Source organism: Variovorax sp. GW531-E2 (assembly GCF_059423125.1).
Window position 1 is genome coordinate 107,806 of the sequence record NZ_JBWKXQ010000005.1, and the last position, 14,627, is coordinate 122,432.

Sequence of the window (14,627 nt, forward strand, 5' to 3'; positions counted from 1 at the left end):
CAGTCCGAGGAGCCCCTCATGCAAACCGAAGCCCACCCCATCGGCGTCCTGCTGGTGGACGATCACCAGACCATGCTGTGGGGCCTGTCCCGGCTGATCGACGGCGAACAGCCGCGCATGAAGGTCGTCGCCACCGCCAGCTGCTGCGAAGAGGCCGTGGCGCACACGCAGAGCCTGGCCCCCGACGTCATCGTGCTCGACCTCGACCTGGACGGCCATTGCGCCCTGGACATCCTGCCGCAGCTGCTGTCGAACGAGGTCTCGCGCGTGGTCGTGCTGACCGGCGAGCGCGAGCAGCGCACGCTGGACCTCGCGGTGCTGCGCGGCGCGCGCGGCGTGATGCGCAAGGACGCCTCGGCCGAGCAGGTGCTCGATGCGATCGAACGCGTGCACCACGGCGAGCTCTGCCTCGACGCCCCGACCATGGGCCGCGTGCTCTCGGAACTCACCTCGGTGAAGAAGCCGCCGAAAGCCGACCCCGAGTCCGTCAGGCAGGCCAGCCTGACCCAGAAGGAGCGCGACATCGTCCGCACCGTGGTGCACGGCAGCGGCGCCTCCAACAAGACGCTGGCCGGGCAGGCCTTCGTCACCGAGCACACGCTGCGCAACCACCTCACGTCGATCTACCAGAAGCTCGGCGTGACGAACCGGCTCGAGCTGTACATCTACGCCGTCAAGCACCACCTCGACGCCATGGCGCACTGACAGCGCCCTGCCCGCCCCCGTCCTTCGGGACGCCCACTGCGGGCCGCTCAGCGTCGGCTGCCCCTCCGGGACCCGCCATTTCCCCGCTTTTCCGATCCCCGCTTGCTGCGATCAGCTGACGTGCGGGAGCGCACCGGACTGGCAGAGGAGAAAAAGATCCTGCACCGTATTTCGTGCCACCTCAAAGAAATTGAATTTCAATTGAATTGAAAAATCATGATCAAGCGAGAGAATAAATTTCAAAAATGAAAATTGAATAGCAGGGAATTTGGTTAATAGAAGATTTCATTCAATTCAAATATCACCGGAATTTCAATAATCAAATTATTTCCTCGGTTTCAATTGGTTTTTTGAATATTTTATTTCACCAAACACCAAATACCCAATCAGAAATGAATTTCATATTTGATTAATTTCATTATTTTCAAAATTTCCTCGCATAAATAAACCCATTCCACTTTTCAACCAGCATTGCTCACTTGTCGAACAATGCGTCGTTTTTCACGATCCGCCTCAAAAACATAGAAATTAGGTATATCGAACGTCATGGTTCAGGTAGTTCCATTTTGAAACACTCATGTCTTTCCACAAACAGGAGCAAAAGACCCGCGCAACCGTCCCGTCAAGTTCATAGGATTGCACAAGCCTCGGTCCGAATTGAATTTCAATTAAAACTCAAAAAAAACATTCAATTCGGCACTTGCCTTTCATTTTTCTATTGAAAATGTATGAAACCCCAACCTGCTTTGCCGCCGATGGGGAAAGTGGCCCCGGAGCGCTCGACGGACGACCTTTGCGTCTCCCCGCCCACGCTCGCAACGACCGGCCTGCGTCGCTCACGCCAACCGGGGCAGGCACATGCTTGATCACCGGCTCATCAGCTCTGGCGAGAAGGCCTCCGTCGGCGTCTGCGCGCCCGCCGCGAGGCTGTGGCCGGACTTCCTGATCGGCCAGGAGAAATCGCCGGTGCGCGTGCTGCTCGTCGACGACGACGAGTACATGCGCCGGGTGATCGCCCAGGAGTTGCTGTCGGACCTGCGCATCCAGCTCGAAGGCCAGGCCGACAGCGTTCGCGAGGGACGCCGGCTGCTGACCACGCACACCTTCGACGTGCTGATGCTCGAGCTGCAGCTGGGCGACGAGATGGGCTTCGAGCTGATCACCGAAGCACGCCGCCTGCACCGCAGCAGCGAGGTCATCGTGATCTCCTCGCTCGAGGACGATGCCCACGTGCTGCGCGCCTTCGAACTGGGTGCCATGGGGTACCTCCTGAAGAACGCCTGGTTGCAAAGCTTCGCCGATGCCGTGCTGCACGTGGTGAACGGCGGGGCGGCGATCACGCCCCGACTCACGCGGCGCCTGCTGCACCGCCTGGACTACCACCCCCGCGAGCCGGTCGCCGACAAGGCGCCGTCGCCGCCGAGGCCGCCGTCGCGCGACATGACACTGACGCCGCGAGAGAGCGAGGTCCTGCGTTGCGTGGCCTCGGGTTACGTCTCCGCGGAGATCGGCGCCAAGCTCGGCATCACGGGCCAGACCGTCAATGTGCACATCAAGAGCATCTACAAGAAGCTGCATGTGCATTCGCGCGCCCAGGCGGTGAACTTCGCCGTCCACACGGGCCTGATCTGAAGGGCAGCGACCCCATGACCCCGATCGATTGCCCCTTCGCCGCCGGATCGCGCCCTCGCCGCGCACTCGACAAGCGGCCCTTCGTTCAGGCCATGCTTGTCGCGGCCTGGGCCACGCAGGTCATGTGCGCCGACCTGGCGATCGCGACGGAAGCGACGTCGGCGGCCGTTGCGGCGCACGAGAACCCGGATGGCGGCGTTGCGGACGGCGAAGTCGCAAACGAAGCGGCCGTGGCGACGGCCTCTCCCGACGATCCGGCGGCCACCACAGGAAGCGGTGACCCGGATCGCCCCGGCTCCGCCGTCTACAGCCCCTTCGCGAGCCCGCCACACGGCAATGAACGCCCTCCCGCTTTCGCTGCGGCGTCCCAAAAAAGCAATGGCGGCCATGCGGAAATGGCGCTGATCGCCCTGATTTCGGCCGGTGTCGCCGCGGCCGCTGTTTTTTTTTGGCTCTGGCGCGCGTAGTCAGGTTCTCGTCAGTTAATTTGTATGTGAGAAAGTTGCATTCCTGAAGATGGCCTCTCATAATTAGCACCTTCGTTTTCGAAGACAACCAATCGACCACCGGTTGCCGTCCGCTTACAAGCGGCAACGACTTTCGGCGCGCCGACCTAGATTCTTTTTGACAGGATCCATGGTGGGGGTATCGCATGAACAAGTGTCGAATCAAGGTCCGCATGAAATGCGGGCTTCATCTCCATGCCGGCATCGCGCCTGACCGGCATCGCGCAATGGATATTCGCTGCACCGCCCCGCTGCGGTGCCTGAGCGGCCGACGACGACCCTAGCCGCTCCCCAGGCGTGACCGCCACCGGGTCACGCGCTGCATCACTTCCTCGAAAAACCCGCGGCTGGCAATTCCAGGCGTGCGGTCACTCCTGAGCCACGCTACATGAGCCATTTCGCCATGTAGGCGGGACCGGGGCTGCATTGAAAGTCGTTCGTCTTGAGGAGAATAGAAATGGCCACGCTGATCAGGTCCGATCTCGAATTCATTCTTCAACAAATTCTCATTGCGGAAGCACAAGCAGCGGGAGCGGACCCCGCCAGCCTGGTCCCGAACGCCTTTGCGCCCTTCGGCCTCAGGACGGTCGACGGGTCGTACAACAACCTGATGCCGGGCCAGAGCGAGTTCGGTGCCGCAGACAACCCGTTTCCGCAGCTGGTGCCGCAGACCTACAGCAACGAGCAGGACGACGCCTTCGCAGGGATCACCAACACGGACTACGGCAGCGCCGGGAACGTGGTCGATGCCGACCCGCGGCTGATCAGCAACCTGGTCGCCGACATGACCAGCAACAACCCCGCGGCGGTGAGCGCCTTCGTGGCCGCGGGCCTCGGAACGCTCGACGCAGCCGGCGTCCTGTACGACCTCCAGGGCGTCGTCATTCCCCCCGGCACGCTGCTGGAGATTCCGAACACCAGCCCCGACGAAGGCCTCTCGGCGCCCTTCAATTCATGGTTCACCTTCTTCGGCCAGTTCTTCGACCACGGCCTCGACCTGGTCAACAAGAGCAGCACCGAGATGATCTTCATGCCGCTGCAGCCGGACGATCCGCTGTTCAGTACGGCCCCCGGCGCCCCCAATTTCATGATCCTGTCGCGCGCCACGCGCGATGCGAACGGCGACCAGACCAACCAGACCACGCCCTTCGTCGACCAGAACCAGACCTACACCTCGCACCCCTCGCACCAGGTGTTCCTGCGCGAGTACGTGCTCGACGCCAACGGCCGTCCGGTGGCCACGGGCAGCCTGCTCGATGGCGCCGACGGCGGCCTTGCCAACTGGGCCCAGGTCAAGGCGCAGGCGCTGATGCTCGGCATCCAGCTCGACGACGCCGATGTGCTGGACCTGCCGCTCCTGGCGACGGACCAGTTCGGCAAGTTCATCCCCGATCCCGTGACCGGCTTCGCGCAGATCGTGCTGCGCGCCGCCGACGTCGGCGGGCCGCTGGACCCGGACGGCAACGGGCTCGCCTCGGGCACGCCCGGCGCGCCCATCGATGCCAGCGTGGGCGTTCGCACCGGCCATGCTTTCCTGAACGACATCGCGCATGCCGCGGCGCCCGTGTTCGTGGGCGGCGTGCTGGCGCCCGACAGCGACTCGGCCGTCGGCCTCTCGGAACCCGGCACCTATGACAACGAGCTGCTGGACCGCCACTTCATCACCGGCGACGGCCGCGGCAACGAGAACATCGCCCTGACCTCCGTCCACCACGTCTTCCACTCCGAGCACAACCGGCAGGCCGAAGAGATCAAGGCCACCGTCCTGGCCACGGGCGACGCTGCGTTCATCGCCTCATGGCAGCTGCCCGACGGCTCATGGAACGGCGAGCGCATCTTCCAGGCCGCGCGCTTCGCGACGGAGATGCAGTACCAGCACCTGGTGTTCGAAGAGTTCGCGCGCAAGATGCAGCCGGCCGTCGACGAGTTCCTGGCCGAAACCAACTACCAGACGACGATCAATCCGGCGATCGTCGCCGAGTTCGCACACGCGGTCTTCCGCGTCGGCCACACGATGCTGACCGAGACCGTGGACCGGCTGGACCCCAATTTCCTGTCGAGCGATCTCGCGCTGGTCGATGCCTTCCTCAACCCGATCGGGTTCAACAACGACGGCGCACTGACGCCGGAGCAGGCGGCCGGCGCCATCGTGCGCGGCATGACCCGGCAGGTGGGCAACGAGATCGACGAGTTCGTCACCGACGCAGTGCGCAACCAGCTCCTGGGCCTGCCGCTGGACCTCGCCGCCATCAACATCGCACGCGGCCGGGACACCGGCATTCCCACGCTCAACGAAGCGCGCCGGGAGTTCTACACCTCGACCGCGGACCCGCAGCTCAAGCCCTATACGAGCTGGGTCGACCTCACGCAGCACCTCAAGCATGAAGCCTCCGTCATCAACTTCATTGCGGCGTACGGCACGCATGGCGCGCTGACCGCCGCGGACGTCGACACGATGGCCGAGAAGCGGGCCGTGGCGGCCGCACTCGTCTTCGGCGGCACCGTGGTTCTCAACGCCGGCACGGCCGCGGAGCGCAGCTTCGTTGCAGACGAAGCAGACAGGCTCGCCTTCCTGAACAGCACGGGCATCTACGCGATGGTCGGCGGTGTCACCACCACGGGCGTGGACGACATCGACCTGTGGATCGGCGGCCTGGCCGAAGAGCAGATGCCCTTCGGCGGCCTGCTGGGCTCGACCTTCAACTTCGTCTTCGAGTCGCAGATGGAGGCGCTGCAGAACGGCGACCGCTTCTACTACCTCTCGCGCCTGGCCGGCCTCAACTTCCTCACCGAACTGGAGAACAACACCTTCGCCAAGCTGGTGATGCTCAACACCGACGCCACGCACCTGCCGGCCGACATCTTCTCGACCCCGGGCCTGATCCTCGAAGTCGACCCGCTGCGCCAGTTCACCGGCATCGGCGTGGACGGCCACGGCGACCCGACCGAAGGCGGCACCGAACTCACCCCGCTGGTGATCCGTGACGATCCCACGACCGCGGCCGTGGAGACCACCTACCTGCGCTACACGGGCGACGAACACGTCGTGCTCGGCGGCACCGCCGGCAACGACACCCTGATCGCCAGCATCGGCGACGACACCATCTACGGCGACGGCGGCAACGACCGCATCGAGTCCGGCGACGGCAACGACCAGGTCGAGGGCGGCGCGGGCGACGACATCATCACGGACCGCGGCGGCGACGACGTGCTCAAGGGCAACGAGGGCAACGACGTCATCCACGGCGGCAACGGCGCGAACCTCATCATCGGCGGGGACGGCAGCGACTTCATCATCACCGGCGAGGACGTTTCCGAAGTCTTTGCCGGCCAGGGCAACGACTTCGTCCTGGGCAGCAAGGGCAACCTGCCGACATTCGGCAACGAGGGCCACGACTGGATCGAGCTGGGAACCCAGGACGGCACCACGGGCGACAGCTTCGACCCGCTCGTGCAAGACAGCGTCATCGGCAACGACGTCCTGATCTCCGGCGGCGGTTTCGACGAGCTGATCGGCGAAGGCGGCGACGACATCTTCACCGGCTCCGACGGCGAAGACCACTTCGACGGCGGCTCCGGCTTCGACTGGGCCAGCTACAAGTTCGACAAGTACGGCGTGACCGCCGACATGATCGTCAACGACTTCGTGGTGCCCCCGGTGGTCAACTCGAACGCCGCGATGATGGACCGCTTCGCCTTCACCGAAGGCCTGTCGGGATCGGCTTTCGCCGACTTCCTGCGCGGCGACGATGCCGACGCCGTCGAGATCCTGCAGGCCGGCTGGACCGGCAGCGTGCTCACCAACATCGCGCTCATCGACGGCCTGCAAGGCCTCTTGCCCGCGGGCATGACCTCGTTCGGCGAGGGCAACATCATCCTGGGCGGCGACGGCAGCGACCTCATCGAGGGCCGCGGCGGCAACGACATCATCGACGGCGACGCCTGGCTCAACGTGCGCATCGCCGTCTCGGGCGTGCCCGGCCTCACCAGCGTCGACAGCCTGAAGGAGCTGGTGCCGCGCATGCTCTCGGGCGAGATCAACCCGGGCCAGCTCAGCATCGTGCGCGAGATCCTGATGTCCGACAGCGCCGACTACGACACCGCGATGTTCTCCGGGCTGCGCGCCAACTACACCGTCACCACCGGCGCCGACGGCCGCACCACCGTCACCGACAACGTCGGCACCGACGGCACCGACATCCTGCGCAACATCGAGCGGCTGCAGTTCTCCGACGCCGTCCAGCTGCTGTCCGGCAGCAACAACGCACCGGGCGGCTCGGTCACGATCAGCGACGACACGCCGCAGATCAACCAGCTCCTGAGCGTGTCGGCCGCCCTCACCGATGCGGACAATCCTGGCGGCACCGTCACCGGGCCGATCAGCTACACGTGGCAGTACGAGGCCGACCCGACGCGCGCGCCGGGCGTGTTCCGCGACATCATCGACCTGGGCGGCGGCCAGCCCGCCACGGTGAACGGCACGACCTTCCGGGTCACCGCGCCCTTCGACGGCCTGGCCATCCGGGTGCGGGCCGTCTACCGCGATGCCGACGGCGTGCTGGAAACCGTGTACTCCGCGCCCACCGCGGCGGTCACCGGCGTGGCGGCCGTCGTGCCGCCGGCGCCGCCGCCCTCCTCCGCGCTGGTCGACAGCGCGGGCGTGCGCTTCCTGCAGTCCGACCTGCAGTTCATCCTGGAGCAGATCAAGATCTCGGAGCGGCACGCGAACGGCGAGGCGCTGACCGACATCCTGGACAACGCGCGCGCGCCGCTCGGCCTGCGCACGGTGGACGGCTCCTACAACAACCTGGTGCAGGGCCAGTCCGGCTTTGGCGCCGCGGACCAGGTGTTCCCGCGCCTGGTCGATCCGGTGTTCCGCAACGACCAGGACGGTGACAGCATCAACCTCGGCCCGGGGGGCACGCTCACCAACACGGACTACGGCCCCAGCGGCAATGTGGTGGACGCCGACCCGCGCATCATCAGCAACCTGATCGTCGACATGACGAGCAACAACCCGGCGGCGGTGAGCGCATTCGTCGACGCGGGCCTGGGCACGCTGGTGGACGGTGTCCTGTACGACCTGGACGGCGTGGCGATTCCCGTCGGCACCCTGCTGGTCATTCCGAACACCGCGCCGGACGAAGGCCTGTCGGCGCCGTTCAACGCCTTCATGACCTTCTTCGGCCAGTTCTTCGACCACGGCCTGGACCTCGTGGCCAAGGGCGGCAACGGCACCATCTTCGTCCCGCTGCAGCCCGACGATCCGCTCTATGTGTCGGGCAGCAACAGCAACTTCCTGGTGCTGACGCGCGCCACCCAGGTTGCCGGACCCGGCGCCGACGGCGTCATGGGCACCGCGGACGACACCACGCACGAGGCCACGAACCTCACGACGCCGTTCATCGACCAGAACCAGACCTACACGTCGCACCCGTCGCACCAGGTCTTCCTGCGCGCCTATGAGCTCAACGCCGACGGCAAGCCGGTCGCCACCGGGCGGCTGATCACCAACCGCGACCTCGGTGCCGACGGCCTCTTCGGCACGGCCGACGACGTCGAACTCGGCGGCATGGCCACCTGGGCGGTGGTCAAGGCGCAGGCGCGCGACCTGCTGGGCATCGCGCTGGACAATGCCGACGCGCTCAACCTGCCGCTGCTGGCGGCCGACGAGTACGGCAACTTCATTCCCGACCCGGTGACCGGCTTCGCGCAGATCGTGCTGCAGGCCGGCGGCACGCTGGCCTCGGGATTGCCGGGCGCGCCGATCGATGCAAGCCTGGCCGTGCGCACGGGCCACGTGTTCCTGGCCGACATCGCCCACACCGCCAACCCGGTGAACAGCCAGGGCGTCGCGCTGACGGCCGATGCCGACGACCAGATCGGCGGCACACCGGCCGCGGGCTTCTACGACGACGAACTGCTCGACGCGCATTACATCGCCGGCGACGGCCGGGTCAACGAAAACATCGCGCTGACCAGCATTCACCATGTGTTCCACGCCGAGCACAACCGGCTGGTCGAACACACCAAGGCGGTGATCATGGCTTCGGGCGACGCGGCCTTCATTGCCGAATGGCACTTGCCCGATGGCTCGTGGGACGGCGAGCGCCTGTTCCAGGCGGCCCGCTTCGGCACCGAGATGCAGTACCAGCACCTGGTGTTCGAGGAGTTCGCGCGCAAGGTGCAGCCGCAGATCGACATCTTCTTTGCCGCCACCCAGGTCTACGACACCGAGATCGATCCATCGATCGTCGCCGAGTTCGCCCACACCGTGTACCGCTTCGGCCACTCGATGCTGACGGAGACGGTGGACCGCTTCGACGTCGACTTCAACGTGATCGGCGGCACGGCCGACCCCACCCAGCAGCTCGGGCTGATCGAGGCCTTCCTCAATCCGCTCGCGTTCGCAGCCAGCGGCATCACGGCGGATGAAGCGGCCGGCGCGCTCGCGCGCGGCCTCACGCGGCAACAGGGCAACGAGATCGACGAGTTCGTGACCGAGGCCCTGCGCAACAACCTGCTCGGCCTGCCGCTCGACCTGGCGACGATCAACATCGTGCGCGGGCGCGACACCGGCGTGCCGACACTCAACGCCGCGCGGCGCGACTTCTACAGCGTGACCGGCGACAGCCAGCTCAAGCCCTACGCGAACTGGGTCGACTTCATGCAGCACATCAAGCATGAGGCCTCGGTGGTCAACTTCATTGCGGCCTACGGCGTGCACGCCAGCCTGGCCGCCGCCGACACCCTGATCGAGAAGCGCGCGGCGGCGGTGGCACTGGTCTACGGCGGCATCGGTGCGCCGGAGGACCGGCTCGACTTCCTGTACGGACGCAATGCCTACGCGGACGAGGCCGGCATCACGACCACCGGCGTCGACGACATCGACCTGTGGATCGGCGGCCTGGCCGAAAAGCAGATGCCGTTCGGCGGCCTGCTGGGCTCGACCTTCAATTTCGTCTTCGAGGAGCAGATGGAGAAGCTGCAGGACGGCGACCGCTTCTACTACCTGGAGCGCACGCAGGGCCTGAACTTCCTCACCGAGCTGGAGAACAACTCCTTCGCCCGGCTGGTGATGGCCAACACCGATGTCGAGCACCTGCCTGGCGACATCTTCACGACGCCGGGGTTCACGCTGGAGGTGGACCCGTCCCGGCAGTTCACGGGCCTGGGGCTCGACGGGCGCGACGATCCGACGGCCGAGGGGAGCCTGACGCCACTGGTGCTGCGCAACAACCCCGGCACCGAAGCGGCCGATCCGAACTACCTGCAGTACAGCGGTGAGGACCACGTCGTTCTGGGCGGTACCGCAGGCAACGACACCATCATTTCCAGCATCGGCGACGACACGCTCTGGGGCGACGCCGGCAATGACCGGCTCGAAGGCGGGGACGGCAACGACTTCGTCTTCGGCGGGGCCGGCGACGACATCATGACGGACCTGGGTGGCGACGACAACATGCAGGGCGGCGACGGCAACGACGCCATCCACGGCGGCAACGGCATCAACCTGATCCTGGGCGGCCACGGCAACGACTTCATCGTCACCGGTGAAGACCCGTCCGAGGCGTTCGGCGGCACGGGCAACGACTTCATCCTCGGCGCCCGCGGCAACGAGTTCGTGTTCGGCAACGAAGGCGACGACTGGATCGAGAAAGGCATGGCCGACGGCAGCGCCGGCGAGAACTTCGACGCCTTCGCCCGCGACCAGGTGGTGGGCCACGACGTCTTCATCGGCAATTCGATCTCCGACCGGATGGACGGCGAAGGCGGCGACGACATCATGTTCGGCAACGGCGGCCAGGTGGACCGCTACGAAGGCGGCTCCGGCTTCGACTGGGCCGGGTTCAAGGACGACGCCTTCGGCGTCACGGCCGACCTGTTCCTTCGTGCCTTCGACGAGACGCCCGTGCCGATCTCGAACGCGACCGTGCTGGCGCGGTTCACTTCGGTCGAGGGCATGTCGGGCTCGGCGCACGCCGACGTCCTGCGCGGCGACGACAACGATGCGGCCGCGATGGCGCTGTCGGGCACCACCGGCAGCGTGCTGACCCACATCGAACTCATCGACGGCCTGCAGGAGCTTCTGGACCAGGTGCTCGGTGTCGGCATGGAGATGGACGGGCCGGTGACTTCGTTCGCCGGCAACATCATCCTGGGCGGCGGCGGCAGCGACCTGCTGGAGGGCCGCGGCGGCAACGACATCATCGACGGCGATGCCTGGCTGAACGTGCGCATCAGCGTGCGGGAGAACGCCGACGGAACGGGCGCCGAGATCGCGAGCTATGACACCATGACCGACCTCGAGCTGCAGGGGCGCGTCTTCGACGGCACCTACAACCCGGGTCAACTCACCATTGCCCGCGAGATCCTGATGTCGGATGCGCCGGACTTCGACACGGCCGTCTTCTCGGACGTCTTCGGCAACTACGAGATCACCTTCCTCGAAAACGATGTCTGGCGCATCAGCCATGTGGTGGACGGCGTGGCCGGCGCCGACGGCATCGACGTGGTGCGCAACATCGAGCGCCTGCAGTTCTCCGATGGCGCGGCGTTCATTGCGGAAGAAGGCTTCAACCTCGATCCCGAAGGCCAGCTGACCCTCAGCGACACCACGCCCACCCTGGGCGCGACCCTCACCGTGTCGGCCCTGGGCGTGACCGATCCGGACAACGTCAGCGCGACCAACCCCGACGGTGCGATCACCGGCCCCATCGCCTACTTCTGGCAGGCCGAGGTCCGCCCCGGCATCTTCGAGGACATCCTGATCGAGAACGCCGGCGGCGAAGTGGCCCGGGCCACGGGCACGAGCTTCACGCCGCGGACCTTCGAGCTCGGCCTGGCGCTGCGCGTGCGGGCGGTCTACAAGGATGCCAACGACGTGCTGGAGAACGTGTACTCCGCCACGACCGCGCCGCTGGCCCTCAACACCGCGGCCACCGGGCAGCCGACGATCAGCGACACCACGCCGACCGAAGGCCAGCTGCTGACGGCATCGACCCTCGGCATCAGCGACGTGGACGGGCTGACGGGTGCCGTCTTCAGCTACCAGTGGGAACAGGCCGTCAACACGGGCGTCGGCGGCGGCGCCGCCGGGTTCACGCCCATCGCGGGCGCCACCCTGGCGACCTTCACGCCGGGCGCCGACCAGGTCAACCGCGAACTGCGCCTGACGGTGAGCTTCACGGACGATGCGGGCGCGCTCGAGACGGTGCGCTCCGCGGCCACCGTGGTCACGGGCGACTTCATCGCGGCCAACAACGCCGCCCAGGTCCTCACGGGCACTGAAGGCCAGGACGTGATCTTCGGCGGCGGCGGCGCGGATGCCATCAACGGCCTCGGCCAGGACGACCTCATCGACGGCGGCGCGGGCAGCGACAGCATCGCCGGCGGCGCCGGCAACGACACCATCAACTACACGATGGGCGAAGGCACGGACACCGTCGACGGCGGCGCGGGGCTGGACACCCTGAACGTCATCGGAACGGCGGCGGCCGACGCGCTCGCGGTGAGCTACAACGGCACCGCGCTCACGGTGGTGGCCGGCGGCACGGTGAGCAATGTCGAGTCGGTCACGGCCGACCTGCTGGCCGGCGTGGACACGCTGACCTACACCAGCGCCGCCGCCATCTCGGTGAACCTCACGGCCGGAACGGCCTCGGGCTTCACCTCGATCGCCGGCATCGAGAACGTGACGACAGGCGGTGGCGCCGACGTGCTCGTGGGCAATGCGCTGGCCAACGTGCTCAACGGCGGCGGCGGCGACGACCGCTTCGTCGCGACGGTGAACGACGGCAACGACAGCTACACCGGCGGCGGCGGCACCGATACGCTGGACCTGTCCGCGGTTTCCGCGGGCGTGACGATCACCCCGACGACCGCCACGGGCGCGCAGACGGGCACCGATGCGCTGTCTTCCATCGAGAACTTCATCGGCAGCCAGGGCGCTGACAGCATCGTCGTCAACGGCGGTGCGAACGTGATCGACGGCCAGGGCGGCAACGACGTCATCGACGCCGGCGGCGGCAACGACACCGTGACGGGTGGCGAGGGCAACGACACGCTCACCGGCGGCGCCGGCAACGACACGGTCAGCGGCGGCGCGGGAGACGACCTCTTCCACTACCTCGTCGGCGACGGCGCGGACACGATCAACGGCGGCGCGGGTGCCAACGACCGGCTGACCATCGCCGGCACGGCGCTGGGCCAGACGCTCGCGGTGGTGCTGACGGGAACGGCGATCGCGTCCCTGGCGGGCGGCACCGTCACCGACGTCGAGGCGGTCACGGCCGACCTCCAGGGCGGCGTCGACACCCTGAGCTACGGTGCCACGACCACGGCCGTCACCGTGAACCTGGCCACCGGCACGGCCACGGGCTTCGAATCGGTGGCGAACATCGAGAACGTGACCGGTGGCGCCGGCAACGACACGCTGACCGGCAACACCGGTGCCAACGCGCTGAACGGCGGCGGCGGCAACGACCGCTTCGTCGCGACGATCGGCGACGGCAACGACAGCTATGTCGGCGGGGCCGGCGTGGACACCTACGACCTGTCGGCCACCACGGCCGGCGCGACGGTGACGGTCAACCTCGCCACGAGCGCGCAGATCGGCACCGACACGCTCAACACGATGGAGAACATCATCGGCAGCCAGGGCAACGACATCATCGTCGTCAACGGCGGCGCGAATTTCATCGACGGCCAGGGCGGCAACGACACCATCAGCGCCGGTGCCGGTGCCGACATCGTGCTGGGTGGCTCGGGCAACGACACCATCAACGGCCAGGCGGGCGACGACAGGCTCACCGGCGGGCTGGACAGCGACACGGTGGACGGCGATGCGGGCGACGACACCCTCATCGCCACGGTGGGCGACGGCAACGACAGCTACGCCGGCGGCGCCGGCAACGACACCTACGACCTGTCCGCCACCTCGGCCGGTGCGACGGTCACGCCGACCTCCGCCACCAGCGCCGAGACCGGCACCGACACGCTGAGCTCGGTGGAGAACGTGATCGGCAGCCAGGGCAACGACAACATCAGCTTCGCGCCCGTGGCGCTCCTGAATGCCGCGAACGTGGTGGATGGCGGTGGCGGCAACGACACCCTCAGCACCGGGGCGGGCGCGGACCGGCTGACCGGCGGCACGGGCAACGACACCATGGACGGCGGAACGGGAGACGACGTCTTCGTGTTCGCGCCGGGGTTCGGCAACGACACGATCCTCGGCTTCGATGCCAGCGGGAACCTGCTCAACGGGCAGGACCGGCTGAACATCTCCGCGATGGGGATCAACGCCGGCAACTTTGCCGCCAACGTGTCCATCACCGACCTGGGCGCCGACACGCTGGTCGAGTTCGACGGCCTGGAAAGCATCCTGCTGATGGGCGTGAACGGGGTGGGAACGAACACCATCACGCAGGCCGATTTCGTGCTGTCGACATGAGCACCGCCAACGTTTCAACGACCTTGACCACGGAGAACGACATGGACGAGAAAAACAACGCAAGCCCGCAGCAGGCCCCTCGTTCCATCTCCGACCCGCGCGAGGTGGCGACGTTGATCATGTCGCGCATCGGCATGGTCAACGCGAAGAAGGACGAGCTGAGCGTCGCCATCCAGGGCCTGTGCGACGCGACCCAACAACTGTCGCGCGCCTACTCGGCGCAGATGGTGACCATCGACCGGCTGGTGCGGCGGGTGAAGTCGCTGGAAGCCGCGGCGCAGGCCGCGGCCCAGGACCCGCAGGTCAACTGAGCAACGCCCCACAGAACCACA

General features: G+C 66.6%; 5 protein-coding genes. All 5 read left to right on the top strand.

Annotated features, from left to right (window positions below):
• The first annotated feature begins 18 nt into the window (after nt 1-18).
• The 5 genes from AC07XP_RS05465 (at nt 19) to AC07XP_RS05485 (ending at nt 14,606) form a co-directional block, all read left to right on the top strand.
• A complete protein-coding gene (locus AC07XP_RS05465) occupies nt 19-705 on the top strand; it encodes a response regulator (RefSeq protein WP_062470864.1) in 687 nt (228 codons plus the stop codon).
• Between the two features lie 858 nt (nt 706-1,563).
• Entirely contained in the window at nt 1,564-2,337 is a 774-nt protein-coding gene (locus AC07XP_RS05470; RefSeq protein ID WP_095744458.1) for a LuxR C-terminal-related transcriptional regulator, read from the top strand.
• 14 nt (nt 2,338-2,351) lie between these two features.
• Nucleotides 2,352-2,804 carry a hypothetical protein gene (locus tag AC07XP_RS05475; RefSeq protein WP_495264040.1) on the top strand — a complete coding sequence of 151 codons (453 nt, stop codon included), beginning with the start codon at nt 2,352-2,354 and terminating at the stop codon, nt 2,802-2,804.
• A 496-nt stretch (nt 2,805-3,300) separates the two neighbouring features.
• Nucleotides 3,301-14,295, top strand: coding sequence for a peroxidase family protein (locus AC07XP_RS05480; RefSeq protein WP_495264041.1), 10,995 nt, complete (start codon nt 3,301-3,303; stop codon nt 14,293-14,295).
• Entirely contained in the window at nt 14,292-14,606 is a 315-nt protein-coding gene (locus AC07XP_RS05485; RefSeq protein ID WP_095744456.1) for a hypothetical protein, read from the top strand. The genes AC07XP_RS05480 and AC07XP_RS05485 overlap by 4 nt, the downstream gene beginning before the upstream one ends.
• Nucleotides 14,607-14,627 lie beyond the last annotated feature (21 nt).

Excerpts from the sequence above, each read along its gene's own strand:
- AC07XP_RS05465 (WP_062470864.1), top strand. The coding sequence starts at position 19 with ATGCAAACCGAAGCCCACCCCATCGGCGTCCTGCTGGTGGACGATCAC.
- AC07XP_RS05470 (WP_095744458.1), top strand. The coding sequence starts at position 1,564 with ATGCTTGATCACCGGCTCATCAGCTCTGGCGAGAAGGCCTCCGTCGGC.
- AC07XP_RS05475 (WP_495264040.1), top strand. The coding sequence starts at position 2,352 with ATGACCCCGATCGATTGCCCCTTCGCCGCCGGATCGCGCCCTCGCCGC.
- AC07XP_RS05480 (WP_495264041.1), top strand. The coding sequence starts at position 3,301 with ATGGCCACGCTGATCAGGTCCGATCTCGAATTCATTCTTCAACAAATT.
- AC07XP_RS05485 (WP_095744456.1), top strand. The coding sequence starts at position 14,292 with ATGAGCACCGCCAACGTTTCAACGACCTTGACCACGGAGAACGACATG.